Raw genomic sequence first — 24,929 nt, 5'->3', positions numbered from 1 at the left:
TTGGCCGTTGGCCGCGTCGATGGCGAACACCTGCACGCCCTTGGCCGGCGTCCCCGGCGCGCCGGAGCTGCTGGACGCGACGAACACGGTGTAGACGGGCTCCAGGCCCAGCCGGCCCACGCCCACCGACAGGCCGCGCGAGCCGCCCAGCCCGCTGTAGTCGTAGAGGCCGCTGGCGCTGCGGCCCGGGTCAATCCCGGGCGGCAGCTTGAAGATGCTGGTGGCCTCGTCCCAGGTGTACGTCCAGTCCGTGCCGCCCTGGCTCCGGTCCGCGAGCGCCACCGCCGTGTGCGGCGCGCTGGCGCTGCCGTAGTGGCTGCCCACCAGGTGCCACAGCAGCACCGGCTTGAGCGGGTTGGTGACGTCCATGGCGAACAGGTCGCGGCCCGTCTGGCCCACGTTGGTCACCAGCACGGTGTGCCACTCACGCCGGCCGCTGCCCACGAAGTCCGCGAACACGTCGAACACCACGGGCGCGCTGTTCACCCGCGCGGTGTTGTTGCGCAGGCCCACCAGCTGCGTGGCCGGCAGGAAGCTCCAGAGCTCCGTGCCCGCGGGCGGCGTGGTGCCGCCGCGGAAGGCCGCCGCGTGGTTCGTCTTGAAGCGCGCGGTGGCGTCCGGGTTGGGGAACTGCAGGTCCTCCCGGGGGCCGTCGTACTGCTTGCCGCCGGAGACGTAGAAGGCGTGCAGCTGGCCGTCCAGGCCGGCCGCGTACGCCACCGTGGGACGCGGGCTGCCCTTGTCCGGGATGTTGGCGCTGGGGGGCACGACCACCGGGGAGGAGTGGATGAAGCCGCCCAGGTGCGCGCGGTTGTCCGCGTCCTCGTTGTTGCACTGGTTGTCGTTGGGCTCCAGCACCGGGGTGCCGCTGCCGTCGCGGCGGGTGGAGGTGGCGAAGCAGAAGCCGCGCACGCGCTGGAGCATCTGCGACACCGCGCGGAAGTCGAGCGCGAGCTGGGTCTGGTTGAGCAGCAGGTTGGTCACGCCGAAGTCGGCGCCGCCCACCTGCGGCGTGTACTGTGTCGCCTGCTGCAGGTCGCACACGCCGTCCGCGCCGCGCACGAAGTCGTAGCGGAAGGTGCCGTCGCGCGACGTGGCGCGGCCCAGCTTCAGCACGTCCACGCAGCCGGTGTTGGGGACGTTGGCGTAGTTGCTGTTGATGCGGGTGCCGGACACCTCCTCCGGCACCCAACCCACCTGGAGCACGCCGCGGGGCGCGGTGCGGTTGGGGGCCAGCGCCGGGTTCTCCGTCACCTCGCCGCCAAAGTAGGTGAAGAGGTTGCGGGCGCCCGGCAGGGGCATGCGCGCATCCGCGTTCCAGAGGGTGCCGTCCGACAGCGAGTTCTCCCCGACGGACAGCGCGGTGCCGCCGATGAGCGAGTGCGCACGCAGCGTGCCCGGGTAGTAGGGGAACACCCAGTGCGAACCCTGCGCGGGGGTGTACGTGTCCGCGCCGGGCGGGTAGCCCGACACCGCGTCGTAGGACGTCTTGAACAGCAGGGCGCGCGACCCGTTCGCGTCGCTGCCGTTGGTGTCGTCCAGCGTCACCGGGGCGGAGACGGTGCGCTCGCTCTGGAGCGGTTCGGAGCCCAGGTTGAGCAGCGTGTTGAGCACGATGCGCGTGCCCGCGACGCTCTCCTTGAAGTCGTGGCCCGCCAGGTAGACGACCGTCGCCTTCTGCGGGTCGTTGTCCTTCTGGTTGAAGGAGAAGAAGTCATGGCCGCGCGTGCTGGGGCCGCGCGCCACGTCCGTGGGGTTGTCGTAGCGCTCGCCCAGCGTGTAGTCCCGCCAGCTCACCGCCAGCCGCCGCACGCCGTCCTTGTAGAGGTCCGCCCGGTAGTTGTCCGTGTGGCCCACCACGTTGCGGTAGCGGAAGTCCCCCATCTGGGAGAACGGGTCGCCCGGGTTCGGGTAGAGCATGCACTGCGGCCGGCCGCGGCTCTCGCTCAGGTAGTCCGGGTCCGTGCAGTTGCGGCCGTCCCAGGTGGAGCCGGGTTTGCCCATCTGGTTTATCTGGAAGTTGGCGTCGCCCTGGAAGCGCGAGCGCGGCATGGCCGAGCCGTCCGGGCGCGTGCTCGTCTCATAGGACCAGATGCTGGCGCACTCGGCGAACAGGCCGTTGCCGCGCTGGTCGGCGAAGTAGGCGATGTTGTTGAGCACGTTCTCGCGCTGGTTGACGGCGCCGTCCCCGTTGGCGCTGTACTCCGTGCGGTGGCTGTTGCCGATCTCCCAGTGCGGCGCCCAGAACACGCGGTAGCGCGGCCGCTGCGTCGCGGGGTCCACGGCGTTGAGCAGGCCGTGGGGGAACGCGGCGGTGGAGATGAGGTCCGCGTTGGCGTGGAGCGCGTCGTAGATGAGCCCGGGGCGGCCGCCGTTGAGGTTGCAGGTGGTGCTGGTGCCCGCCGGGCAGCCGCCGGCGCCGGGGAAGTCCAGGCCCGCGTTGCGCAGGTAGTCGTCCAGCATGCCGCCCTTCACGTACGACTTGTCGTTGTTGTCGTTGTCGTGGCGATCCAGCAGGGCGATCTTCGGGGGCACGCGGTTGAGGCGCCGGCCGATGGGCGCGTTGAACTCGATGGTGGCCTGGTGCATGCGCACGTAGAAGCAGCCGATGCCGTTGCGGAACGTGTCGCAGGAGCACTCGGTGCGGAACTTGTTCGGCGCGTCCGCGCCCGCGGCGGAGTTCAGGAAGTCGAGCGCGTGCTTCGCGTCCTTCGCGTCGATGATGAAGCTGCCGCCCATGTACTGGACGTCGCGAAAGCCGCTGGCGGTGTTGAGCGTCGCCTTGCGGAAGTTCGGCCGGGCCTCACCCGTGGTGGTGGTGAAGTTCTCGACGTCGTCCTCGGGGAACAGGCCGCTGGGGGGCAGCGACGCCAGCGCGGGCACCGGCACCACGGGCGCCGCGTCCGCGCGTGAGATGTGGAAGTCACAGCCGTCGTTCCACTGCGGATCATTCCACTGGCCGTTGTTGGGCGCGGGCGGCAGGTGCTTGTTGGTGGGCACGCACCGGTTGGGCGACTTCTTCGTGTCGTCGATGGCCAGGTACACCGTCACCGGGTGCGCCGCGTTGAAGCCGCCCGGCTCGTTGGCCTGCAGCAGGCGCCACACCAGCCCGTAGGCGGACAGGCTGCCGCAGCCCTGCTGGAACGTGGCCTGCTCGGGGATGATGAGCGAGCCCTGACTGAAGGTGACGATGTCCGTGGCCGACGCGGGCGCGGCCACCAGCAGCGCCAGGCCCAACAGGGCGCGCCGCCAGGAGGATGCTGCGAAGGGGGAGTGTGCCAAGGTTCACCGGGGGTGGAGGGGCCAACCAACCCCTGTGGGGTCAGGGGCTACCCGCGATGTGCACACCGTATGCCTTCCCGGCGACGGTTCCGTCCGGAGGAGGCACCTGGAAAGCAACCGTGTCGTTGTGGCCAGGCGACGTCAGCGGCTACGCAAACCTTGCGAGGTCCGCACCGGCTGCGTAGCGGCCCGGTCCCGGGCCGCCTAACCCCCTTCAGGGAAGTCGGGTAAGGGGCTACCGGTTACGTCATGGAGAGGTGGCGTCCATGGCGTGGCAGCCAAAGCACTGGACGGCGCAGCAGCTTGAGGAGCGGCGGCTTGCAGCCGGACAACTCCTGCGACGGGGGCACCTGTCGCAGGCGGAGGTGGCGCGCCGTGTGGGTGTCAGCGAGGCCTCCGTCAGTCGTTGGGCGCGGCGACTGCACGAGGCAGGCGGCAGTCCACGCGGGTTGAAGGCGAGGCCGCGCACGGGCCGGCCGTCGAAGTTGAGTTCGGGGGAATGGCGGCAGGTGGCGGAGCTGGTAGGGGCAGGGGCGCGCACCTGCGGTTTCCCTACCGAGCGCTGGACGCTGACGCGAGTGGCGCACCTCATCCACCGCACGTTCGCAGTGCGCTACCACCCCAACTACCTGGCCGAGCGCCTTCACCGGCTGGGTTTGAGTCCGCAGCAGCCCCGCACGCGAGCCAAGGAGCGTAACGATGCGTTGGTGGAGGCATGGCTGAAGCGCGACTGGCCCCGCATCAAAAGGGGGCTCGAAGAAGCGGGCGGGCCATTGCCTTCGTGGACGAGACAGGTAGTTCGTTTCGGGCCCGCGTAGCGTCTACCTGGGCGCCCGTCGGGCATCCGCCCACCTTGCGCCGTCGTGACAAGCGGCGCGAAGTCTCCAGCATCGTCGCCCTCGTTGCTCCGTACGGCCGCAGGCCGGCGCGCCTGTATTCGCGCCACCGAGAGGGCAGCTTCACCAGCCAGGACATCATCGCGGCCCTGCGCTACTTCCGCGGGAAGGTGGGCCGTCCTCTCACCATCGTGTGGGACGGCCTCAACCAGCACCACAGTGCCGAGACGCTCGACTTCGTCGCCCGCCACCCCGAGGACTTCCGCCTTGAGCGGCTGCCAGGCTACGCGCCAGACCTCAATCCCGAGGAGGGCTGCAACGGCGTGGTGAAGGCCGAGCTGCGCAATGCCACGCCCGACTCTGTCGTCGAGCTGCGCGCCCAGGCACGCGCTTCATTCGTGCGCCTGGGCCACCGCCACGACGTTCTCGCCGCCTTCTTCCTTCACGCTGGCTTGCGCCTTACCGGACTTCCCTGAAGGGGGTTAGTCGGCGACGCGGCCGCCCCGGCCCGCCTTCTTCTCGGAGGTGCGCTTCTTCTCTTCCAGCCGGCGCCGCTTGGAGCCCAGGGTGGGGCGGGTGGCCTTGCGCACCTTGGGCACGAACGTGAGGGCCTGGAGCCCCGCGCGCAGGCGGCGCACGGCGGCGTCCTTGTTCTGGGACTGGCTGCGGCGCTCGGTGGCGGTGACGGACAGCTCGGTGGGCGGGTGGCTCAGGCGCACGCCGCTGGCGGTGGTGTTGCGGTGCTGTCCGCCGGGACCCGACGCGATGAAGAACTCCACGTCGCAGACCTTCAGCAGGGCCTCGTCATCCAAGGCGAGGGCCGCCCGGGCGGCCTGGCGTCGTGCGGGAGGGATGGGCGTCGTCGGCGTCATGGCAGTCCTCAACGTAGCGTCGGGGGGACGACACGGGTACCGCCTCCCTGACGTGGACCCCCACCTTCCGCCGGAGTCCTCCGCCCGCCGGGCCGGGAGGACTCCCTGATTGAGCGGCCGGCTTCTCGATTTGAGAGGGCAGTGCGGGCTGTCCTGGGACTGGTCCCAATGATTCCAGCAGGTTGGGCCATGGCCTGGAGGTTGCTCCAGGAGGAGGCAGCCTGCCGGTTCATCTCGCATGCGGCGGGGAGCGGTGAGGCGCAGTGAAGAAGCAGGGAGCGACACCATGATCTACGTACGGACGTCCGAAGCCCGAGGCCACGCGAACCACGGCTGGCTCGACACCCACCACACCTTCTCCTTCTCGGACTACTACGACCCGGACTTCATGGGGTTCCGCGCGCTGCGCGTCATCAACGAGGACACGGTCGCGCCGCTCCGGGGCTTCGGCAAGCACCCGCACCGGGACATGGAGATCCTCACCTACGTGGTGAGCGGCGCGGTGGAGCACCAGGACAGCATGGGCACCAAGGCCGTCATCCGGCCCGGCGAGGTGCAGCGCATGAGCGCGGGCACGGGCGTGCTGCACAGCGAGATGAACCCGCTGGATGAGCCGCTGCACCTGCTGCAGATCTGGCTGATGCCGGAGCGCCAGGGCCTGCCGCCCGGCTACGAGCAGAAGCGCTTCGACCCGGAGGAGCGGCGCGGGAAGTTCCGCGTGGTGGCATCCCGCGACGGGCGCGATGGTTCGCTGACGGTGCACCAGGACGTGGTGCTGTCCGCGACGGTGCTGGGCGAAGGCGAGAAGGTGGACTACGTGCTGCCGCCCGGCCGCCACGCGTGGCTCCAGGTCATCCGGGGCGAGGCCACCCTCAACGGCGTGGCGCTCAAGGCGGGGGACGGCGCGGCGGTGTCGGAGGAGACGGCGCTGGCGTTCGCCGCGAAGGCGCCCACGGAGGCGCTGCTCTTCGACATGGCCTGACGCCGCAAGCTCGGACGTTCCAACGTTCGGACGTTCCGGAGCGCACCCGGGACGAAGCAGGCTCGCAAGGGGGCCTGCTTGCGTCTCCGGGTTCGGGGTCCGGAGCCTAGAAGTTGCGCAGGTTGAACGTGAAGCCGGTGCTGGCGGTGCGGCCGTCCGGGGCGGTGGCCACGAACCGCGTGATGATGGGCACGTAGCCGAGCGAGCGATCCGTCGAGACGAAGATTGGGGCGCTCGTCTGGCCCTCGGCCAGGGTGAGCGCCTCGGCGCTGAGGCGCTTCGTGGGCGACTCGAGCGTGATGACGAGCGGGCCGGTGAAGCCCTCCGCGCGGGTCACGGTGACGACCGTCTGGGCGCGCGCGCCCGGGAGGGGGTCCACCTGCCTGGGCGTCACCGCGATGGAGAAGTCCGGCTGGGGCTCGGGCGGCTCCAGGATGGCGATGGCGACGCCGCTGCTGGCGGTGACGTCGTTGGCGGGATCCTCGGCGACGAACCGCACCCCGCCCACGCCGAAGGCGGTGGTGTTGGCCGCGACGTCGATGGTGAGGGTGGACTCGATGAGGGTCTGTCCTTCGGGGAGGACGAAGTCCGGGCCCACGGTGACCCCTTCAGGGGCGCCCGTCACGCGGACGCGCACCTCGCCCGGGTTGTCCGCGATGCGCTGGACGGTGATGGGGTAGGGGATGGAGTCCCCCGGCGCCACCGTCACCGTGTCCGCGCCCGCCCAGTCCAGACGGTAGTACGGCGCCCCACTGCCACAGCCCAGCAGCAGCGCGCAGGCGAGGATGGCGAGACGGGACAGGGGTTGCGGCATGGGGGCTCTCCTGGGTGACGAAGCGGCGTTCAGCATGGGCCGGGGGTGAAGGCCCCCGCAAGCGGCCAGAGGGAAGGGGGACGTCAGCGGAACAACGAACAGGCCACCACATAAGTCCCGACGTGGGCCTCCAGCGAAGGCGTCAACGGCTTCGCGTAGCCGCCGCCCAGCGTGAGCACCGCGGGCAGTCCCCGCTCGCGCGCCGTCCTCAGCACGCGCAGGTCCCGCTCCCGCAGGCCCGCGTGGGTGAGGGACAACCGGCCCAGGGTGTCCTCCGCCAGCGGATCCACGCCCGCCTGGAAGAACAGCAGGTCGGCGCGGGCGGACTCCAGGACGTGGGGCAGGTGGGCGTCGAGCAGGGCCAGGTACTCCGCGTCCCCCGCGCCGTCCTCCAGTCCCAGGTCCAGGTGCGAGGGCTGCTTGCGGAAGGGGAAGTTGCGCTCGCCGTGCATGGAGAACGTGAAGACGGACGGGTCGCCCGCGAAGGCGGCCGCGGTGCCGTTGCCCTGGTGCACGTCCAGGTCCACCACCACCGCGCGCTGGATGGCGCCTTCGGCCTGGAGGACGCGGATGGCCACGGCGATGTCGTTGAAGACACAGAAGCCCTCCCCATGGTCGGGGAAGGCGTGGTGGGTGCCGCCGGCCAGGTTGGCGCCGAAGCCGTCCTCCAGCGCCGCGCGGGCGGCGGCCAGCGTGCCCCCCACGGAGGCGCGCGCGTTGTCCACGAGCAGGGGCGACCAGGGGAAGCCCAGCCGCCGCAGCTCCGCGTCCGTGAGGGTGCCGCCGAAGAAGGCGTCCAGGTAGCGCCGGGTGTGCACGCGCTCCAGGTCGGCCCGCTCCACCCGGGGCGCTTCAAGGAGGGACGCGGGGGACAGGATGCCGCGCTCCAGCAGGGCTTCGCGCAGCAGGCGGTACTTCTCCATGGGGAAGCGGTGGCCCGCGGGGAGGGGGACGGCGTACCGGTCGGAGTGGAAGACACGCACGGACCCGGGGCGTAACGCCGCGCGGGGAGGGCCGCAACCCAAGGGCGTAGACCTTCCGGCGGGCCTGTCCGTTACAGGAGCAGGCGGCGCGAGCTGCCCGCCCCGCCGCTCAATTCCGGAGCCCACCATGAACCTGAAGCCCCTCTCGCGGGCCGTCCTGACGGCCGCGCTCGCCACCGGTCTGTCCGCCACCTCCGCCCTGGCCGTCACGCCCGTCCTGGCGCCACCGGCGGCCTCCGCGACCGCGAAGCCCGGCGTCGTCGCCGTGCCCTCGCCGCCCACCGACGCGAAGGCCGCCGCCACGAAGCCGGCCGCCACCCCCACCGCCGCGCCGCCTTCCGCCGCCACGAAGCCCGGTGTCCACGCGATGCCCGCGCCGCCCCCGGCCGTGAAGCCCTCCGGCACAGGAGCGCCCGCGCCGCATGCGCCCGGGCAGCCCCCGGCGGTCCCGGACAGCCAGAAGCAGGAGGTCCCCGGAGGCCCGTCGCAGAGCGCCCGGCCGGAGATTGAAGTGGCCTTCGTGCTGGACACGACCGGGTCCATGGGCGGGCTGCTGGAGGGCGCGAAGCAGAAGATCTTCTCCATCGCGTCGCGCATCGCGAAGGGCAAGCCCACGCCGCACCTGAAGGTGGCGCTGGTGGCGTACCGCGACGTGGGTGACGCCTACGTGACGAAGCGCTTCGACCTGAACGACGACCTGGACGCGGTGTTCGCGGAGCTGCGCAAGCTCCAGGCGGACGGCGGCGGGGACTCCCCCGAGCACGTGGGACGCGGACTGGGCGAGGCGGTGTCGCTGCTCAAGTGGAACCAGGACCGCGAGGTGATGAAGGTCATCTTCCTCGTGGGCGACGCGCCCCCGGCCCGGCGCGAGGCGGCCTGGGACTTCAAGCTGTGGTCCCAGCGCGCGAAGGAGCGCCACATCGTGGTGAACACGGTGCGCTGCGGTGGGGACGACGCCACCGAGGCCTCCTGGCGCTACGTGGCGAAGCTGACGGACGGCACGTTCGACTCCATCGACTCGGCGGGCGGCATGGTGGCGGTGGCCACGCCGTTCGACGCGGAGCTGTCCCGCACGAACGCGGAGCTGGCGTCGAAGACGCTCTACGCGGGCCGCAAGGAGGCGCAGGCGATGAACAAGGCGCGCGCGGACGTGATGAAGGGCATGAGCGCGGAGGCCGCCGCGGACCGCATCAGCTACATGAAGACCAGCCGGAGCGCGGGCAAGGCAGGCGCCGCCGCCGCGGAGGTGAGCAGCGCGCCCTCGGCGATTGGCGGCGCGGTGGACCTGCTGGAGCAGCCGGCCGCGCTCGCCTCCATCCGGGACGACGAGCTGCCCCCGGAGCTCCGGGGCCTGAAGAAGGAGGAGCAGTCCGCGAAGGTCAAGCAGCTCGCCACCGAGCGCAAGGCGCTGGAGCAGCAGGCCGCGAAGCTCGCCAGCGACCGGGACCAGTGGCTCACGAAGAACGCGCCCCCCAAGGAGGACGCCTTCGACGCCAACGTCATGAAGAGCGTGAAGACCCAGGCGGCGAAGTTCGGCGTGGCGTACTGAGTCGCCCCCTCCAGCGTGCGCCTATTCGCGCGTCACCGCCCGGAGCACCAGCTCCCGGCGTTGATCCAACAGGCGCATCGCTAGCGGGCGCACCGCCAGGTAGACGAGGAAGTGGAGCACCGCGCACCCGGCGATGAAGGCGACGGACTGCCACCCCGGTCCGTCCTTCCCCGCGAGCTTCAGCGCATGGCCAAAGGGCATGCAGCCCACGCTGGCGGCGAGGATGCCCAGCATCGACGCGGTGAGCGGCACCTTGTCCCGCCGCTTGAGGCTCGCGTGGAACTTCACCGGGAAGTACAGCGACAGGAAGTTGCCCGCGGCCAGCAGCAGGGGCACCACCGCCGCCACCGCGGCCATGGCGCACAGGAAGTCCACGAGCGTGCCCGCGCCGAAGTACACGCGGTAGAACAACCCCACCAGCACCGCCATCCCCAGCGCCGCCACGCCCTGCACGCGGTTCTTCGCGCGCAGCACGTCCGCCAGGTCCAGGGGCGCCGCCAGGAACACCGCGAAGCCGTGCCCGTCGTACGCGAACGTGTTCTGGGAGAACGTGGAGGCGATCACCACGGCGCCATAGATGCTCAGGCCGCCCATCACCCACGCGTCCGCGCTGTTGCCCAGCAGGTACACGAAGAGGTCCCGCCCGGACAGCAGCTTCAGCAGGATGGCCAGGATGAAGGGCACCGCCGCCAGCAGCCGCGCGCGCGGGTTTCGCCACAGGTCCAGGACCTCGCGCCGCAAGAGCGTGTCGAAGCGCGTGCGCGTGGTGGCGAACGGGTCGCTGTCCGCGCCGTCCACCCGCGCGCCGCCGGAGCGGCCCGACTGCCGGTGGAAGCGCAACAGCAGCGCATACGCCACGGCCATGCCCACGCCGGTGAAGAACAGCAGGCCCGCGGCCTCCAGCAGCGCGATGCGCACGCGCCCGTGGGCCAGCTGCCCCAGCCCGTCCCCGAAGTAGCCCGGCGGCACCTGGCTGAGCGCCACCGCCGCGTTGATGATGAGGCTCATGTCCAGCGCGCCCACGCCCGCCTCGCCCACGCTCGTCAGCCACGACGTGTCGATGGGCGGGATGAACGACGCGGCCACGAGGAACGCCAGCATCCCGCCGCCCATGATGCGCGCGCTGTGCTTCGCCTTCAGCACGTTGATGACCGTGTAGAGGCCCACCCGGCTCCACGCCGCGCAGAACAGCGCGAACAGCACGTAGAGCACCGCCGCCAGCCAGGGCGCCGCCAGCCGGTGCCGCGACGCGTAGCCCACCGCCGCGCCGGTGAGGGGCGCGTAGAACACGAGCGCGCGCGGCTCGAAGAGGCTGGCCACCGTGGAGCCGATGAGCAGCCGGAACGGGGAGATGGGGAACGCGGCGTAGCGGGACAGCTCGGAGTGGTCATCCACGCCCGCGGACAAGAGGGGCCAGGTCACCCAGGTGGCGGCGGTGACGAAGCACAGCAGGTTGAGGATGAAGTAGGGCCACACGTTGCTGTGCGCGATGGTGCCCAGGCGCATCAGCTTGAAGAAGGACAGGCCCAGCAGCACGCCCGGCGCGCTGGAGCCCAGGAACGCGGCCACCGCGAGCAGCCGGCTCTTGCCGGGGCCCTGGTTGAGGCCCAGGTGCAGGCGCAGGCCCCAGAGCAGCAGCAGGTGGCGGAAGAACCCGGGGACGGGCGGACGCGGGCTCACGCGGACTCCCGGCGCAGCGGCACCACCGTCGCGACGGGCTCCGCGTAGAAGGACAGCTTCGCGTTGCGCGCGGCCGGCACGGCGACCAGCTTCTCGAACACCGCCTCCAGCGTGGGCGCTCCGTGGCGCTGGCGCAGCGCCTCCACCGGGCCCTGATCCAACATGCGTCCGCCCCGGATGACGCCCGCGTGCGTGGCCAGCCGCTCGGCGATCTCCAGGACGTGCGTGGTGAGCAGCAGCGTCACGCCCCGGCGGCTCAACTCGCGCAGCAGCTCGCGGATGACGCCCGCGGCCAGCACGTCGATGCCTTCAAAGGGCTCATCCAGCAGCACCAGCTCCGGCCCGTGGATGAGCGCCGCGGCGATGGCCAGCCTCCGGCGCATGCCCTTGGAGTACTCCGCCACCAGCGCGCCGGCCTTGTACGTGAGCTCCGTCAGCTCCAGCAGCTCCACCGCGCGCGCCGCGGCCTCCGCCCCGCTCAATCCATACATGCGCGCGCAGAAGGTGAGGTATTGGCGGCCGGTGAGGCGCTCGAAGAGGCTCAGCTCCTCCGGCACCACGCCCACGCGTTGCTTGACGTCCAGGGGCCTTGCCACCGCGTCCACGCCGAGCATCCGGATGGAGCCCGCGTCCGGGCCGTACACGCCGGTGAGCAGCGCGATGGAGGTGGACTTGCCGGCGCCGTTGGGGCCGAGGAACGCGTAGAAGGCGCCCTTGGGAATCTGGAGGTCCAGCCCGTCCAGCGCGGTGAAGCCACCGAAGCGCTTGACGAGTCCGCGGGCGTCGATGGCCAGCTCGGGGCTGGTGGGTTCGGGAAGGGGGGGCGTCATGAAGGACGCCATCACACCACGTTCCCTGGGGCCGCCGACAATCCTCGGGTTGACGGATGTCGCAGCCTGCCTGCTGCTCGCGACTCAGTGCACCATGGCGACTTCGGGCGGCCCGACGATCTGCTGCACCGTGGTGCGCACCTTGTCCAGGTCCACGGGCTTGGAGATGTAGCCGGCGGCGCCGACGAGCTCCGCCTCCCACTCAAAGCCGTAGCCGGAGATGATGATGATGGGCAGGTTGCGCGCGCGGGGCATCTTCTTGAGCGCGTCCAGCAGGCCCCAGCCGCTCATCACCGGCATCCGGAGGTCCAGCAGCACCGCGCCCGGGATGTCCTCCTCCAGCAGGTCCAACGCCTCGCGACCGTTGGCGGCCTCGATGGTGTCGTAGCCCATCTCCTGGAGGGCATCGCAGATGAGCGTGCGGTGACTCGCGTCGTCGTCGACGACCAGGATGTTCGACATGGGTATGGCCTCTGGGATGGCGGCGTCTGCTTGGGGACCGCGATTCTATGGGCACGAAGATGGGAATGCCTCTTCCATTGCGGAAGGGGTTGCGTTTCTTTTCAACATCCGACCTCCCCGTAGAGTTTCAAGGCATTCCCTCCCAGCACCCCCGCCAGCGCGTCCCCGCCCGGCCTCAGGTCCACCAGCGCCTTGAGCTCCCGGTCCCACGCATACGGGATGTTGGGGAAATCCGTCCCGTAAAGGATGCGCTCCGGCCGCACCTCCAGCACCTGGCGGGGCAGGGGCACGGGGAAGTAGCCGCCCACTGTCATCGTGGTGTCCAGCCAGAGCGTGTCATGGCGCTCCAGCAGGCGCGCGTAGGCGTCGAACTCGTCCGCCCCCAGGTGGGGCACGCACAGCTTCAGCTTCGGATGATCCTTCAGCACCCGCTCCACCCGCTCCGCGGAGCACAGCGCGTAGGGATCACACGGGTAGCGGGGGCTGGCCGGCTCGCGGCCCGCGTGCATGACGAGCGGCTTGCCGGCCCGGGCGCAGGCTTCGTAGAGCTCCTGCAGCGCGGGCGCGTCCGGGGCGAAGCACTGCACGTGGCAGTGCAGTTTCACGCCCTTCAGTCCCAGGGCGAAGGCCTCCGCCAGGATGTCCGCGGCGCCGGGCTCCCCCGGGAAGACGGTGGCCAGCCCGATGACGCGGGGCTCGTCCTTCGCCACCTGGGCCACGTAGGCGTTGAGGGCGCGCGCCATGCCCGGCTTGTGCGCGTAGTGCAGGGCGACCACGCGCTCGACGCCCCGGGACAACAGGAACGACAGGACGCCGGGCGTGTGCAGTTTGTAGCGGATGGGCCAGCCGTGCTGGTCGAACCAGCGCCACACCGCCTCGAAGACGCGATCGGGGAACAGGTGCACGTGCGCGTCCACGACGGGCGGCAGGCCGGGGGCGACACGCGGCCCTTCCTCGTCCGCCAGCGCGGGCATGGGCAGGCGGATGCCCAGCTCCCGCCACGAGGGCGCCGACGCCAGGCACGGCGCCGGGACGTCGTCGTCCGGCGCGGCATGCGGGGCCCCGGACGGCCCGCCCGAAAGCGTGGAGGCCGCTTCCGGGGGGGACCGCGTCATCCGCCGCCCGCGCCAGACGGGCCGGACTTCGAGGCGTCGTCCGCCTCGTCGGCTTGATCCATGCGCCGCAGGTAGCTGTTGTGCGCGTAGCCCTTGCGCTCCAGCCGCTGCGCCTCGATGGCGTCCGCGACCTTCGTGCACACCTGACCGAGCACGCGCAGGGACTCGGCGATCACCCGCTCCGCGTGCTCCTGCGCGTTGGCGGACGCAATCGTGGGTCGGTCGCGACGGAACAGGAGGGGCAACTTCATCCGGTGGAATCTAAGGGATGCCCCGCCCGCGTGCCATGCGTCCGCCCCACCCCGGATTCCCCGGTCGCTCCCCAGGCCCCGACCCAGCGCCCGAAGTGTTGACAGCGCAACGCGGCATCGCCCCCGGGGCGGGGTTAACCGCGTTGACAGTCATGAACTTTACATTTTGCGCCGGCCCGGTCCGGCGGTGGCCTCCACGCTCCCCCTGGAGTGCCTTCAACCCTCTGGAATCATGGAGGGTTTACGAATTTTCAAGCAGGGGGATGACAGCGCCCGGATTCGACTCTACATTGCCTCCGTCGGATCCCCCACGTGAGGAGCTGCGCATGGCTTACGACGGCGAGCTTGTGAAGATGCAGAACGGTCGCTGGGCGCGGTTCCAGCGGTGCCAGGTGTACCGGCCGGGCGTCACGGACGCCGGTGAGACGATGTTGCTGATCGCCGTGGAGCTGGAGGACCGCTACCAGCAGCTGCTCGACGAGGCGGCGGATTCCCTCGCGGAGTACCGCTCCCAGGGCGTCCCCGTGCAGGTGCGGCTGGCGCCGGACGCGCAGGCCATCACCCTGCACCCCGAAGCGTCCGTCTCCGTGTCGGTGAACTAGGTCCTCGCGGCACCCTCGGGTGCCGGTGGGTCCATGCGTTGTAAATCCCGGGCCTCGCGCTTCACCGCGCGGGGCCCGCTGCATTTACAAGCCCTGGCGCCCGGGTGCCTTTTCAGGCGGCGGGCGCCACCCGCACCGGGCGCGCTTGTCGCGCTCAGTCGTGGATCTGGAAGAAGGTCGCGGCGTTGTCGCGGGTGACACGGCGCACGAGTCGCTCGGACAGCTTCGCCTTGCCCAGCAGGTTGGCGGCGCGCGCGAGGCCCAGGATGTCCCCCGCGCCGTCGCCCGCGTCCGAGTCCAGCACCAGGCGCTCGCTGCCCAGCCGCCGCACCAGGGCCACCGCCCGGTCCGCCTGGAGCGCCTCCGGGTGCAGCGTCAGCCCCGCCCAGTGGCCCACCTCCAGGATGGTGCGCACGGTGCGCCCGTTGGCGTGATCCACCAGCGCACGCGACGGCGCGAGCCCGGACTGGCGCAGCAGCGTGAGGATGCGCCGCGTGTGGCGCTCCTTGTCCTTCAGGGGCGTGTGCACCACCACGCGCAGCTTGAGCTGGCGGGCCAGGGCCAGCTGTTCGAGGAACGCCTCCTCCTCCTCCTCGCCGCCCGCGTGCAGCCCCGTCTCGCCCAGGGCCACCACGCGGCCACCCTCGAAGTAGTCCGGCAGGTGGCCCAGGACTTCCGACAGGCCCCGGCGGGGGATGCAGCGCGGATGCACGCCCAGGGCGGCCCAGGCGCGGATGCCCAGCCGCTCCAGCCGGGGCAGCTGTCGTTCGACCAGGTGGTCGAAGTGCTGACGCAGGCCCTTGGCGGTCGGCTCCGGGAAGTGATGCGCGACCACCAGGGCCCGCTCCACGCCGAAGAAGCGCATGGACTCCAGGTCCTGGTCGGTGAGGGCCTCCGGGTGGAGGTGCGCATCGAAGAGCGGCAGCGGCTCGGGCACGGTGCTCCTTCCTTCAGTCCTGGCCCAGCGCGGCGCCCTCGTTGCGCGGGTCGCTGGATGAATAGCGCAGGTTCGTGCGCGGATCGCTGTAGACGGCCTCCGCGTCCCCCCAGGCCTCCAGGCGGCGAATCTTATGGCCGCGGGCCTCCAGCGTGGCCAGCGTCGCGGGCTCCAGGCCCCACCGGTCCACCCACAATTCGTCCGGGAGGTACTGGTGGTGCAGCCGGCCGGCGCCCACCGCGCGCGTCACGTCCATGCCCTGGTCCACCACGTTGGTGATGGCCTGGATGACGGTGGTGGGGATGGTGGAGCCGCCGGGGCTGCCCACCGCCATCATCACGCGCTTCGGGTCCTCCCTGGCGAACACCAGCGTGGGGGACATGGAGGACAGGGGCACCTTGCCGGGCTGGATGGCGTTGGGTTCGCCCGTGACGAGCCCGTACGCGTTGGGCACGCCCGGCTGCGCGGCGAAGTCGTCCATCTCGTCGTTGAGGAGCACGCCGGTGCCCTTGCCCACCAGGCACGAGCCGAAGCTGTAGTTGACCGTCGTCGTCAGGGCCACCGCGTTGCCGTCCTTGTCGATGACGGAGATGTGCGTGGTGTTCTTCTTCTCCGGCTCCGGCGTGAGGGGGCCCCCATCACGGCGCAGCGTGGAGGCCGGGCCGCCCGTCACCGGCGCCAGCAGCGAAGCGCTCGCGGTGGCCTTCTTCGGGTCGATGCTGCCCGCCAGGTCCGCGATGTGGCCGGGCGACGTCAGCCGCTCCAGCGGCACCTGCACGAAGGCCGGGTCGCCCAGGTACTTCGCGCGGTCCACGTAGGCGCGCCGCACGGCCTCCACGTAGAGGTGCAGCGAATCCGGGTCGCGGTACGGCACGCCCTGGGGCCGCAGCTGCTGCAGCATGCCCAGCACCTGCACCACGGCCAGCCCTCCGGCGCTCGGCGGCGGCATGGTGAGGATGCGGTGGCCCCGGTAGGTGGTCTCCAGCGGCGTGGCCTTGCGCGTCTTGTACGCCGTCAGGTCCTCCTGGGTGAGCACGCCGCCCGCGTCCTTCACCGACTTCACCATCGCCTGCGCCACCGGGCCTGAATAGAACGCCTTCGCGCCGCCCTTCGCGATGAGGCCCAGCGTGCGCGCCAGGTCCGGCTGCTTGAGCAGGTGGCCCACGGGGGGCACCCCGAACGCGCCCTGCGCGTCCTTCACCAGGAAGATGCGCGCGGCCTCCGGGTCCTGGCGCAGGCACTCCGCGCGGCCCGTCGCCATCTGCTGGTACTTGGGCGTCACCCAGAAGCCCTGCCGGGCCCACTGGATGGCCGGGGCCAGCACCACCGCGGGCTTGAGCTTGCCGTGCGTGGCGAGCAGCTCCAGGTAGCCCGCCACCGCGCCCGGCACCGCCACGCTCAGGGCGCCGTCCGTGGACAGCCCCGGCACCAGCGCGCCGTCCTTCAGGTACATGTCGCGGGACGCCGCCCCGGGCGCCACCTCGCGGAAGTCCAGCACGCGCGTGTCGCCCGTCTTCGCCTCGTGCACCAGCGCGAACCCGCCGCCGCCCACCCCGGAGTGATAGGGACCCACCACCGCGGCCACGAACGCGGCCGCCACGGCCGCGTCCACCGCGTTGCCGCCCTTCTCCAGCATCTTCAACGCGGCCTCGCTCGCGGGTGGGTACGCGGTGGCCACCGCACCTCCCCGGTAGGGCCGCGCCGCCAGGGACGGCGCCGTCGCCAGTAGCACCGCGAGTCCTACCGCCCGGGCAAGTCCAGACCCGACAGCTCCAATGTGTGTATTTCCCACCTGGACGCCTTTCCTTGTGATTTCCGGCCGTTCCCTAATGCACCAAGCCTCGCACCAGGACCAGGGTTTCAACTGGACGACATTTTTTTCCTTGGATTGTGATGGGAGCCAAGGCACTCTTGGGGCATGTGTAGCGACTGGTGGCGTCCATGAGTCCTCCAAACCCCAGTGAAGCGCCGGCCCCGGTGCCGGCCCCTGCTCCGGTGCGGCTGACGACGTTCCTGAAGCCGCGCTACGGCATCACCGTCCAGCGCAACACGTTGTGTGTGGCAGTCAGCGTCCGGCCTTCTCCGGAAGGCCCCCGGCCCGTTTTGACGCCCGCGCGCGGTTGACGAGTTGATCGGCGGTCCCTAATTCTCCGCCGCATATGACAGCTTTGGCAGCGGTGGTCCTGTGCGCGGGCAAGGGCACGCGGATGAAGTCGGAGAAGGCGAAGGTCCTTCACCCCATCCTCGGTCGTCCCATCTGCGCCTATCCCTTGAAGCGGGCCCTGGAGCTGGGCGCCACGTCCGTGGTGCCGGTGGTGGGACACCAGGCCGCGGAGGTGGAGAAGTCCATCCGCGCCCACTTCCCGGACGCGCCCCTGCGCTTCGCGCTCCAGAAGGAGCAGCGCGGCACGGCGGACGCGGTGAAGGCCGCCCAGGACGCGCTGAAGGGCCACGACGGCCGCGTGCTCATCCTCTACGGAGACGTGCCGCTGCTGCGCAAGGAGACGCTCCAGGCGCTCCTGGCCGCGCATGACGCCGCGGGCGGCGTGCTGGCCATGGTGTCCACCACCCTGGAGGACCCGACGGGCTACGGCCGCGTCATCCGCGAGGGCGGCAAGGTGTCCCGCATCGTGGAGCACAAGGACTGCACCCCGGAGCAGCGCGCGGTGAAGGAGTGCAACGCGGGCATCTACTCCGTGGAGGCGTCCTTCCTGTGGAAGGCGCTCGCGGAGATCAAGCCCGTCAACGCGCAGGGCGAGTACTACCTCACCGACCTGGTGGAGATGGCCGCGCGCCAGGGCCCCGTGGGCGCGGTGGACGCGGACGCCACGGAGACCGCGGGCGTGAACGACAAGGTGGAGCTGGCGGCGCGCGCCCGCGTCCTCCAGCAGCGCATCAACGAAGCCCACATGCGCGCGGGCGTGTCCATCCAGGATCCGGCCACCGCGTACATCGAAGAGGGCATCACCATTGGCACCGACACGGAGGTAGGCCCCAGCGTCACGCTCGCGGGCGGCACCGTCGTCGGCAAGAACGTCATCATCGGCCAGGGCAGCGTGCTGACGGCCTCCCACGTGGAGGATGGCACGCACATCAAGCCCTACTCGGTGCTGGAGGAGGCGCGGGTGGGCGGCCGGTGCGTCATTGGCCCGTTCTCCCGGCTGCGGCCCGGCACCGAGTTGGCAGAGGACGTGCATCTGGGGAACTTCGTGGAGACGAAGAAGGCCCGCATTGGCAAGGGCAGCAAGGCCAACCACCTGACTTATCTGGGGGACGCGAACATTGGCGCGGGCTGCAACATCGGCGCGGGCACCATCACCTGTAACTATGACGGGGTGAACAAGCACCTGACGGAGCTGGGCGACGGGGTCTTCATCGGCTCCGACTCGCAGCTCGTCGCGCCGGTGAAGGTGGGGGATGGCGGGTATGTCGGCGCGGGCACCACGGTGACGAAGAATGTGCCTCCGGGGAGCCTCGCTGTGTCCCGCGCGCCGCAGGTGGTGAAGGAGGGTTGGGTGGCGGGCAAGAAGGCGCGGCAGGCGAAGGTGAAGGCAGGCTGAGTCCTGACGCCTGCCTGGTGGTCGGACGGTAGGGCGTGGTTGGGCGTGACAAGGTTTCCCGTGGTTTGCTCTGGCGGGCGCGGGTCGAGAAAGAGGCAGGAACATGTGCGGGATTGTTGGTTACGTCGGTGACAAGGAGTCTGCTCCCATCCTGGTGTCGGGCCTGAAGAAGCTCGAGTACCGGGGCTACGACTCCGCGGGCGTCGCGGTGGTGAGTGGCAACCAGCTCAACGTGGTGCGCGCCACGGGCAAGCTGCGCAACCTGGAGAACCGGGTGGTGCAGGACCTGCCCAAGGGCACCACGGGCATCGGTCACACGCGCTGGGCGACGCACGGCCGCCCCTCCGACGAGAACGCCCACCCGCACACGTACAAGAACGTGGCGGTGGTGCACAACGGCATCATCGAGAACCACCTGGCGCTGAAGATGGAGCTGCGCGCGCGCGGCCACGTCTTCGCGTCGGAGACGGACTCGGAAGTGTTCGCGCACCTCATCTCCGAAGAGGTGGAGCGCGGCGTGGACCTGCCGGACGCGGTGCGCGCCGCCATCCAGCAGGTGAAGGGCACCTACGGCCTGGTCGTCGTGTGCTCCAAGGACCCGGGCCGCATCGTGTGCACGAAGGACGCGTCGCCCATGGTGCTGGGCCTGGGCGAGGGCCAGAACTTCGTGGCCAGCGACGTGCCCGCGCTGCTCGAGCACACGCGCGACTTCGTCTACATGGAGGAGGGTGACCTGGCCGTCATCACCGCCGCCAAGGTGGACATCTACAACCGCCAGGGCCACCTGGTGAACCGCCCCACGCGCCGCATCGACTGGACGCCGATGATGGCGGAGAAGGGTGGCTACAAGCACTTCATGCACAAGGAGATCTGGGAGCAGCCCCGCGCCATCGCGGACACGCTGCGCGGCCGGATGCTCCTGTCGGAAGGCGACGTCCACTTCGACACCTGGAACCTCGCCGCCGAGCAGGTGAAGTCCTTCACCAAGGTCACCATCCTGGCCTGCGGCACGTCGTGGCACTCCGGCGTGGCCGGCAAGCACATGATTGAGTCGCTGGCGCGGCTGCCGGTGGAGGTGGAGCTCGCCAGCGAGTTCCGCTACCGCGACCCCATCGTGGAGAAGTCGCACCTGGTCATCGCCATCAGCCAGTCGGGTGAGACGGCGGACACGCTGGGGGCCTTCAAGGAGGCCAAGCGGCTGGGCGCGCACACGCTGGCCATCTGCAACGTCATTGGCAGCGCGATGACGCGCGAGTCGGACCTGCACATCCTCACCAACGCCGGCCCGGAGATTGGCGTCGCGTCCACCAAGGCGTTCACCACGCAGCTGGTGACGCTGTACCTGCTGGCGGTGAAGCTGGGCCGCATGCGCGGCACGCTGTCGGTGGAGGCCGCGCAGGAGCACCTGACGCAGCTGACCCAGGTGCCGAAGATGATCGAGGACGTGCTCAAGTGCGAGCCGCAGGTGAAGCGCGTCGCGCGCGAGTTCATGAACGCGCAGGACTTCCTGTTCCTGGGCCGCGGCCCCATGCACCCGGTGGCGCTGGAGGGCGCGCTCAAGCTGAAGGAGATCTCCTACATCCACGCGGAGGGCTACGCGGGCGGTGAGATGAAGCACGGCCCCATCGCGCTCATCGACGAGAAGATGCCCGTCGTCGTCCTGGCGCCGAAGCATCCGCACGTCGCGTACGAGAAGATCATCGGCAACATCGAGGAGGTCCGCGCGCGCGGTGGCAAGGTCATCGCCGTCATCGACGAGGACGACGCGCAGGCGGACAGCCTGGCCGACCACGTCATCCGCATCCCGGCCGCCTCGGCGCTGCTCGCGCCGGTGGTGGCCACCATCCCGCTGCAACTGCTCGCCTACCACGTGGCGGAGATGCGCGGGAACGACGTGGACCAGCCCCGCAACCTGGCCAAGAGCGTGACGGTCGAATAGCGACACGGCGCTTCAGCGCCTGACGCAACGAAAGAGCCCGGTCCCCTCCAGCAGGGGCCCGGGCTTCTTCGTTTCCTCACGGTGGTCAGACGCCTCCGGGGCGCTCAGGGGGCGTCTTCCGCCAGCTCCAGCAGGACTTCCAGGTCCGCCGCCGCGTCCAGCGACTCCAGCAGCTCCAGGTTGTCCACCACTTCGCGATCCTCTTCGGTGAGCACGGGCTCCTGGCGGCGCGCGTCGGTGGGAGCGGGGCGCGCCTGACCGGTGGGCGCGGGCTCCTCGCGGCGCGCATCGGTGGTGCTGGTGCGAGCCTCCGTGCCGGTGCTCTCGGGCGCGTCGCGCCGGATGTCGGTGGTGGCGGGCTGCTCCGGAGCTTCCCGCGCCCAGGCGGGCAGGGCGCCCGCGAGCGCGAACAGCAGCAGCCACCGGGGGGCGAGCGTCACTTGCGCCGCCTTTCGCGCAGCCGCTCGCGAGCCTCCTGACGCTCCTCGGCGGACATCTGCCGCCAGCGGCGCAGGTTCTCCATGATCTGCTCGCGCCGCTCCGGGTGCTCCTTCAGGTAGGCGCGCATCCGCTGGCGCAGCTCCGCGCGGCGCTCCGCGGACTGGCCGCGCAGGTCGCGCACGTGTTCGCGCACCGCCTGCCGCTCCTTGGGCGACAGGCGCCGGAATTCGCGCAGGTTGGTGCGCAGCCGCTCCCGCTCCTCGGGTGGGAGCTGCCGCCAGCGCCGGAGGTTCTCGCGCACGCGCGCCTGCTCCCTGGGCGGCATCGCCTTGAACTCACGCAGCTTCGCGCGCAGGGCTTCCTTCTGCTCCGGCGGGAACTGCTCGAAGCGCTCCGCGGCCGTGGGCGTCGGGGCGTTCGCCGCGCGGGCCGCTGTGGCCGGCAGCAGGGCCAGCGTCACCGCCACGGCCAGGGCCGCCAGGGTCGTTCTTCCCATCATCACGGCATCCCCAGTTCGTGGAGGTTCTCGACGACCTCCAGGTCGTCGGAGCTGTCGAGCCCCAGCACTTCGTAGTCCTCGACCAGCTCCAGGTTCGTCGCCACCTCGAACGCGCCCGCGTCCAGTTCGTCCAGCGCCGCGGGCTCCACGCCGCCCCTCCCCATCACGAGCAGCGCCAGCACCGCCGCGGCGGCCACGCCCAGCGAAGGCACCAGCAGGCCTGGCCGCAGGAGCGCCGCCAGCCGTTCGCGCCAGGTGGGCGGCAGGGCGTCCAGCCTCGCCAGCACGTCGCGGCGCCTGGAGGGGGAGGGCGTGAAGGCGGGCAGCCGCGCCATCCTCGCGACGGTGACGCGCAGCAGCCGCTCCGTCCCCTGGCAGGCCGCGCAGGTGCCCAGGTGGGCCTCCACGCGGGCGCGGTGCGGGGGCGGCAGCTCCCCGTCCACGTAGGCCGTCAGGTCTTCTTCATACGCACAGCTCATGCCCGACTCCTCGCGGGCACGGTGCCCGCCTGCAACGCTTCAATCCTGCGCGCCACCGCCAGGGTGGCCCGGTGGATGAGGCTCTTCACGGCCGCCTCGCTGGCCTCCAGCGCCTCCGCGATGTCCCGGTACGCCATGCCCTCGAAGCGGCACATGGTGAAGGCCGCGCGCTCGCGGTCGCTCAGGTCCCCCAGCGCCGCGCCCACCGCCGCCTCCAGCTCCCGGCCACTCAGCGCCTGGTCAGGCCGGTCTCCGTCGGGCCCGGGCATTTCCACCGCCCCCGCCGCGTCTTCGTCCGCGTCCGCGTCCGGGGCCTTCACGAGGGAGCGCGCCACGCGGTACTCCCCGCGCCGCATTTCATTGAGGCAGTGGTTGGTGGCCACCCGGAAGAGGAACGTCTTGAACTTCGCCGTCGGCTTGTAGGCGCGCGCGTGGCGGTAGAGCTTCACGAAGATGTCCTGGGTCAGCTCCTCCGCGCGCGCCGGGTCGCCCACGAAGCGGAACGCGAAGCGGGCCACACTCGCGTGGTGCCGGTCGAAGAGCCAGGCGAAGGCCTGCTTGTCGCCCGCCGCCACCTTCAGCATCGCCTGCGTGTCCGGGTCCCATTCCATCCGTCAGGCATCAACCCCGTTGCCCGGTGGAAGTTGCGGGCGTCTCCACTTTGAACCCCGAGGGCCGCCCCGGTTACAGTTTCGCCACCTTGAGTGACGCCTCCCGCCCACGTCCGCGCACATCCTCCTCCGCCGTTGAAGGCGGGGAGGGGGCCCCCTCGGACCTGGCGGCCTGGGAGCCCGAACCTTCGGCCCAGGGCGGCACCCCCACCCCGCCGCTGGGCTCGCCGCTGCCCATGCTCCTGCTGGCGCAGCAGGCCCGGCGGGCCTCCGGGGCGGAGCGGCTGCGGCTGGCGGCGCAGCTCAACGAGCTGCTGGCGGACCTGGCCGCGGAGGGCGGGGGGCGGGTGGAGGCGGACGCCTTCCACCGGCTGCTGGAGGGCGGCACCCTGGAGGGGCTGGTGGACGCCGACGGGCGCACCTGCCGCGCCGCGGCGGTGGAGTCGCTGCTGGCGCTGGGCTTCCCCTATGCCCTGGAGGTGCGCCCGGAGGACCTGGAGCACCTGCGGAGCACGCCGGTCCTGGGCACCCAACTGTCGCCGCCCCGGGGCGGGCCCTTCCCGGCGCTGGCGGTGGGCCTGGGGGCGCTGGCGGCCCAGGTGCTGCTGCACGCGACGGGGCTCGTCCCGCCTGGCGGGTTGCTCATCCTCCAGGGGCTCCTGACCCTGGTCTGCCTGACGCTGCTGACGGTTGCCTCGGTGGGCTCCGCCCTGTATCGCGGAGCCCTGGCGCTGCTCACCGTGGTGTCCGGGCTGGGGTTGGGGATGTTGCTGGTGCCGGACGTCCCGGCCGGTTGGGCAGCGGGGCTGGGGGGGCTGGTGGCCGCCTTCCTGGCCGCCCTGCGCAAGAGCTGACCGGCAGAACCCAAAACGGATGTCAGAGGGGTGGACTAGGGTCTACCCATCGCGTACTAAAAGCGCGTTCAGGTGGGCCGGGGTGGCCCACTCTTCCAAGGAGCGACGAGAAATGGCCGTGAATCAGGAGAAGGAAAAGGCGATCGAGTTGGCGCTGGCCGCGGTGGAGCGCCAGTTCGGCAAGGGTTCCATCATGCGGCTCGGCAACGACGAGCCGATGATGAAGGACATCCAGGCCATTTCGACGGGCTCCATCTCGCTCGACATCGCGCTGGGCGTGGGCGGCGTGCCGCGAGGGCGCATCATCGAAATCTTCGGGCCGGAGTCCTCCGGCAAGACGACGCTCTGCTTGCACATCGTCGCGGAGGCGCAGAAGCGCGGCGGCGTGTGCGGCTACATCGACGCGGAGCACGCGATGGACGTGGGCTACGCGCGCAAGCTGGGCGTGCGCACGGACGACCTGCTCCTGTCCCAGCCGGACACCGGTGAGCAGGGCCTGGAGATCGCGGAGATGCTGGTGCGCTCGGGCGCCATCGACGTGCTGGTGGTGGACTCGGTGGCCGCGCTCGTGCCGAAGGCGGAGCTTGAAGGCGAGATGGGCGATGCGCACATGGGCGTGCAGGCGCGCCTCATGAGCCAGGCGCTGCGCAAGCTCACGGGCACCATCTCCAAGAGCCAGACGTGCGTCATCTTCATCAACCAGATCCGCATGAAGATTGGCGTGATGTTCGGCAACCCGGAGACCACCACGGGCGGCAACGCGCTGAAGTTCTACGCGTCGCAGCGCATGGACATCCGCCGCGTGGGCGCCATCAAGAACGGCGAGAGCGTGGTGGGCAGCCGCACCCGCGTGAAGGTCGTGAAGAACAAGGTCGCGCCCCCGTTCAAGGAAGTCGAGTTCGACATCATGTACGGCACGGGCATCTCCCGTGAGGGCGACCTCATCGACCTCGCCTCCAACGAGAACATCGTGGAGAAGAGCGGCAGCTGGTTCTCCTTCAAGGGAGAGCGCATCGGCCAGGGCCGGGAGAACGCGAAGGAGTACCTGCGCGAGCACCCGGAGACCCAGAAGGAGATCGAAACCCTGGTGCTGGAGAAGTACGGCATCGGCAAGGCGGCTCCTGGCGCGCCCGCCGCGGATGCCCCCGCGGAGCCCGCGGAAGGGGAGAAGCGTCCCCGCGTGAAGGCCGTGAAGTAGGGCCTCACGTCGCAGCCACATCCGGTCCGCCGCGTTCCTCCGGGGGGAGCGGCGCGCGCGGACCTGAAGGAAGGGGCCGGTCGCCATTCACGGGCGGTCGGCCCCTTTCCTTTGCGGGGCAGGGCCCGGGGTGCGTGACGCGCGAGGTCATGC

General features: G+C 70.8%; 24 protein-coding genes. 9 read left to right on the top strand and 15 right to left on the bottom strand.

Annotation, left to right across the window (positions count from 1 at the left end):
* On the bottom strand, window positions 1-3,237 hold a 3,237-nt coding region (locus tag OV207_RS06815; RefSeq protein ID WP_267553617.1), incomplete at its 3' end, for a hypothetical protein.
* A 311-nt stretch (window positions 3,238-3,548) separates the two neighbouring features.
* Here OV207_RS06815 and OV207_RS06810 point away from each other — a divergent pair.
* Window positions 3,549-4,100 carry a winged helix-turn-helix domain-containing protein gene (locus OV207_RS06810; RefSeq protein WP_267553615.1) on the top strand — a complete coding sequence of 184 codons (552 nt, stop codon included), beginning with the start codon at window positions 3,549-3,551 and terminating at the stop codon, window positions 4,098-4,100.
* Window positions 3,998-4,594, top strand: coding sequence for a transposase (locus OV207_RS06805; protein ID WP_267553613.1), 597 nt, complete (start codon window positions 3,998-4,000; stop codon window positions 4,592-4,594). Before OV207_RS06810 ends, OV207_RS06805 begins: the two co-directional genes overlap by 103 nt.
* Window positions 4,595-4,600: 6 nt before the next feature.
* On the opposite strand, the gene OV207_RS06800 is transcribed toward OV207_RS06805, so the two are convergent.
* Window positions 4,601-4,990 carry a peptide chain release factor-like protein gene (locus tag OV207_RS06800; protein ID WP_193347005.1) on the bottom strand — a complete coding sequence of 130 codons (390 nt, stop codon included), beginning with the start codon at window positions 4,988-4,990 and terminating at the stop codon, window positions 4,601-4,603.
* Between the two features lie 286 nt (window positions 4,991-5,276).
* Here OV207_RS06800 and OV207_RS06795 point away from each other — a divergent pair, with 286 nt between their 5' ends.
* Complete coding sequence (locus OV207_RS06795; RefSeq protein ID WP_267553611.1) at window positions 5,277-5,972, top strand: pirin family protein; 696 nt, start codon at window positions 5,277-5,279, stop codon at window positions 5,970-5,972.
* Between the two features lie 106 nt (window positions 5,973-6,078).
* Here the strand turns inward: OV207_RS06795 and OV207_RS06790 are convergent, their stop codons facing one another.
* Together OV207_RS06790 and OV207_RS06785 are read right to left on the bottom strand one after the other, a co-directional pair.
* Window positions 6,079-6,786 (bottom strand): hypothetical protein, encoded by a 708-nt coding sequence (locus OV207_RS06790; protein ID WP_267553609.1) that lies wholly within the window; start codon window positions 6,784-6,786, stop codon window positions 6,079-6,081.
* 83 nt (window positions 6,787-6,869) lie between these two features.
* Window positions 6,870-7,769, bottom strand: coding sequence for a histone deacetylase (locus OV207_RS06785; RefSeq protein WP_267553608.1), 900 nt, complete (start codon window positions 7,767-7,769; stop codon window positions 6,870-6,872).
* Window positions 7,770-7,896: 127 nt separating this feature from the next.
* Here OV207_RS06785 and OV207_RS06780 point away from each other — a divergent pair, with 127 nt between their 5' ends.
* Window positions 7,897-9,318 carry a vWA domain-containing protein gene (locus tag OV207_RS06780; RefSeq protein ID WP_267553605.1) on the top strand — a complete coding sequence of 474 codons (1,422 nt, stop codon included), beginning with the start codon at window positions 7,897-7,899 and terminating at the stop codon, window positions 9,316-9,318.
* Between the two features lie 21 nt (window positions 9,319-9,339).
* Here OV207_RS06780 and OV207_RS06775 read toward each other — a convergent pair whose 3' ends face one another.
* From OV207_RS06775 to OV207_RS06755, 5 genes are all read right to left on the bottom strand, one after another.
* Window positions 9,340-10,998 (bottom strand): hypothetical protein, encoded by a 1,659-nt coding sequence (locus OV207_RS06775; protein WP_193347009.1) that lies wholly within the window; start codon window positions 10,996-10,998, stop codon window positions 9,340-9,342.
* A complete protein-coding gene (locus tag OV207_RS06770; RefSeq protein WP_267553603.1) occupies window positions 10,995-11,828 on the bottom strand; it encodes an ABC transporter ATP-binding protein in 834 nt (277 codons plus the stop codon). The genes OV207_RS06775 and OV207_RS06770 overlap by 4 nt, the downstream gene beginning before the upstream one ends.
* Window positions 11,829-11,912: 84 nt before the next feature.
* Window positions 11,913-12,290: a response regulator gene (locus OV207_RS06765; protein ID WP_120535258.1), complete on the bottom strand. Its 378-nt coding sequence runs from the start codon at window positions 12,288-12,290 to the stop codon at window positions 11,913-11,915.
* Window positions 12,291-12,391: 101 nt separating this feature from the next.
* Window positions 12,392-13,264 carry an amidohydrolase family protein gene (locus OV207_RS06760; RefSeq protein WP_324291502.1) on the bottom strand — a complete coding sequence of 291 codons (873 nt, stop codon included), beginning with the start codon at window positions 13,262-13,264 and terminating at the stop codon, window positions 12,392-12,394.
* A gap of 137 nt (window positions 13,265-13,401) precedes the next feature.
* Window positions 13,402-13,656: a hypothetical protein gene (locus tag OV207_RS06755; protein ID WP_193347012.1), complete on the bottom strand. Its 255-nt coding sequence runs from the start codon at window positions 13,654-13,656 to the stop codon at window positions 13,402-13,404.
* Between the two features lie 326 nt (window positions 13,657-13,982).
* On the opposite strand from OV207_RS06755, the gene OV207_RS06750 reads away from it, so the two are divergent.
* Window positions 13,983-14,258 carry a hypothetical protein gene (locus OV207_RS06750; RefSeq protein ID WP_193347013.1) on the top strand — a complete coding sequence of 92 codons (276 nt, stop codon included), beginning with the start codon at window positions 13,983-13,985 and terminating at the stop codon, window positions 14,256-14,258.
* 154 nt (window positions 14,259-14,412) lie between these two features.
* Here the strand turns inward: OV207_RS06750 and OV207_RS06745 are convergent, their stop codons facing one another.
* On the bottom strand, window positions 14,413-15,195 hold the full coding sequence (locus tag OV207_RS06745) for a TatD family hydrolase (protein WP_267553599.1): 783 nt from the start codon (window positions 15,193-15,195) through the stop codon (window positions 14,413-14,415).
* Between the two features lie 13 nt (window positions 15,196-15,208).
* Complete coding sequence (gene ggt / locus OV207_RS06740) at window positions 15,209-16,927, bottom strand: gamma-glutamyltransferase (RefSeq protein WP_267553598.1); 1,719 nt, start codon at window positions 16,925-16,927, stop codon at window positions 15,209-15,211.
* Window positions 16,928-17,354: 427 nt separating this feature from the next.
* Here ggt and glmU point away from each other — a divergent pair, with 427 nt between their 5' ends.
* Both glmU and glmS read left to right on the top strand, forming a co-directional pair.
* Window positions 17,355-18,755 carry a bifunctional UDP-N-acetylglucosamine diphosphorylase/glucosamine-1-phosphate N-acetyltransferase GlmU gene (gene glmU, locus OV207_RS06735; protein ID WP_267553596.1) on the top strand — a complete coding sequence of 467 codons (1,401 nt, stop codon included), beginning with the start codon at window positions 17,355-17,357 and terminating at the stop codon, window positions 18,753-18,755.
* Window positions 18,756-18,858: 103 nt separating this feature from the next.
* A complete protein-coding gene (gene glmS, locus OV207_RS06730; RefSeq protein ID WP_193347016.1) occupies window positions 18,859-20,694 on the top strand; it encodes a glutamine--fructose-6-phosphate transaminase (isomerizing) in 1,836 nt (611 codons plus the stop codon).
* A gap of 104 nt (window positions 20,695-20,798) precedes the next feature.
* Here glmS and OV207_RS06725 read toward each other — a convergent pair whose 3' ends face one another.
* Genes OV207_RS06725 through OV207_RS06710 form a run of 4 tightly spaced genes read right to left on the bottom strand, consistent with a single transcriptional unit; the run spans window position 20,799 to window position 22,724 of the window.
* Window positions 20,799-21,134, bottom strand: a complete 336-nt coding sequence (locus OV207_RS06725) for a hypothetical protein (RefSeq protein WP_267553594.1) — start codon at window positions 21,132-21,134, stop codon at window positions 20,799-20,801.
* Window positions 21,131-21,634, bottom strand: a complete 504-nt coding sequence (locus tag OV207_RS06720; RefSeq protein WP_267553592.1) for a DUF3106 domain-containing protein — start codon at window positions 21,632-21,634, stop codon at window positions 21,131-21,133. Before OV207_RS06720 ends, OV207_RS06725 begins: the two co-directional genes overlap by 4 nt.
* Window positions 21,634-22,113 (bottom strand): anti-sigma factor family protein, encoded by a 480-nt coding sequence (locus OV207_RS06715; RefSeq protein ID WP_267553590.1) that lies wholly within the window; start codon window positions 22,111-22,113, stop codon window positions 21,634-21,636. Before OV207_RS06715 ends, OV207_RS06720 begins: the two co-directional genes overlap by 1 nt.
* A complete protein-coding gene (locus OV207_RS06710) occupies window positions 22,110-22,724 on the bottom strand; it encodes an RNA polymerase sigma factor (RefSeq protein ID WP_267553588.1) in 615 nt (204 codons plus the stop codon). Before OV207_RS06710 ends, OV207_RS06715 begins: the two co-directional genes overlap by 4 nt.
* A gap of 89 nt (window positions 22,725-22,813) precedes the next feature.
* On the opposite strand from OV207_RS06710, the gene OV207_RS06705 reads away from it, so the two are divergent.
* Both OV207_RS06705 and recA read left to right on the top strand, forming a co-directional pair.
* The gene (locus tag OV207_RS06705) at window positions 22,814-23,578 is read left to right on the top strand and encodes a hypothetical protein (RefSeq protein WP_267553586.1); all 765 of its coding nucleotides are present in this window, start codon (window positions 22,814-22,816) and stop codon (window positions 23,576-23,578) included.
* A gap of 112 nt (window positions 23,579-23,690) precedes the next feature.
* A complete protein-coding gene (gene recA / locus OV207_RS06700; RefSeq protein ID WP_193347022.1) occupies window positions 23,691-24,776 on the top strand; it encodes a recombinase RecA in 1,086 nt (361 codons plus the stop codon).
* Window positions 24,777-24,929: the final 153 nt, after the last annotated feature.

The sequence above is a fragment of the Corallococcus sp. BB11-1 genome (assembly GCF_026626625.1).
Taxonomy (GTDB): domain Bacteria; phylum Myxococcota; class Myxococcia; order Myxococcales; family Myxococcaceae; genus Corallococcus; species Corallococcus soli.
Note: the sequence above shows the minus strand (reverse complement) of the source record. Positions and strands in the feature narration are given on the sequence as shown.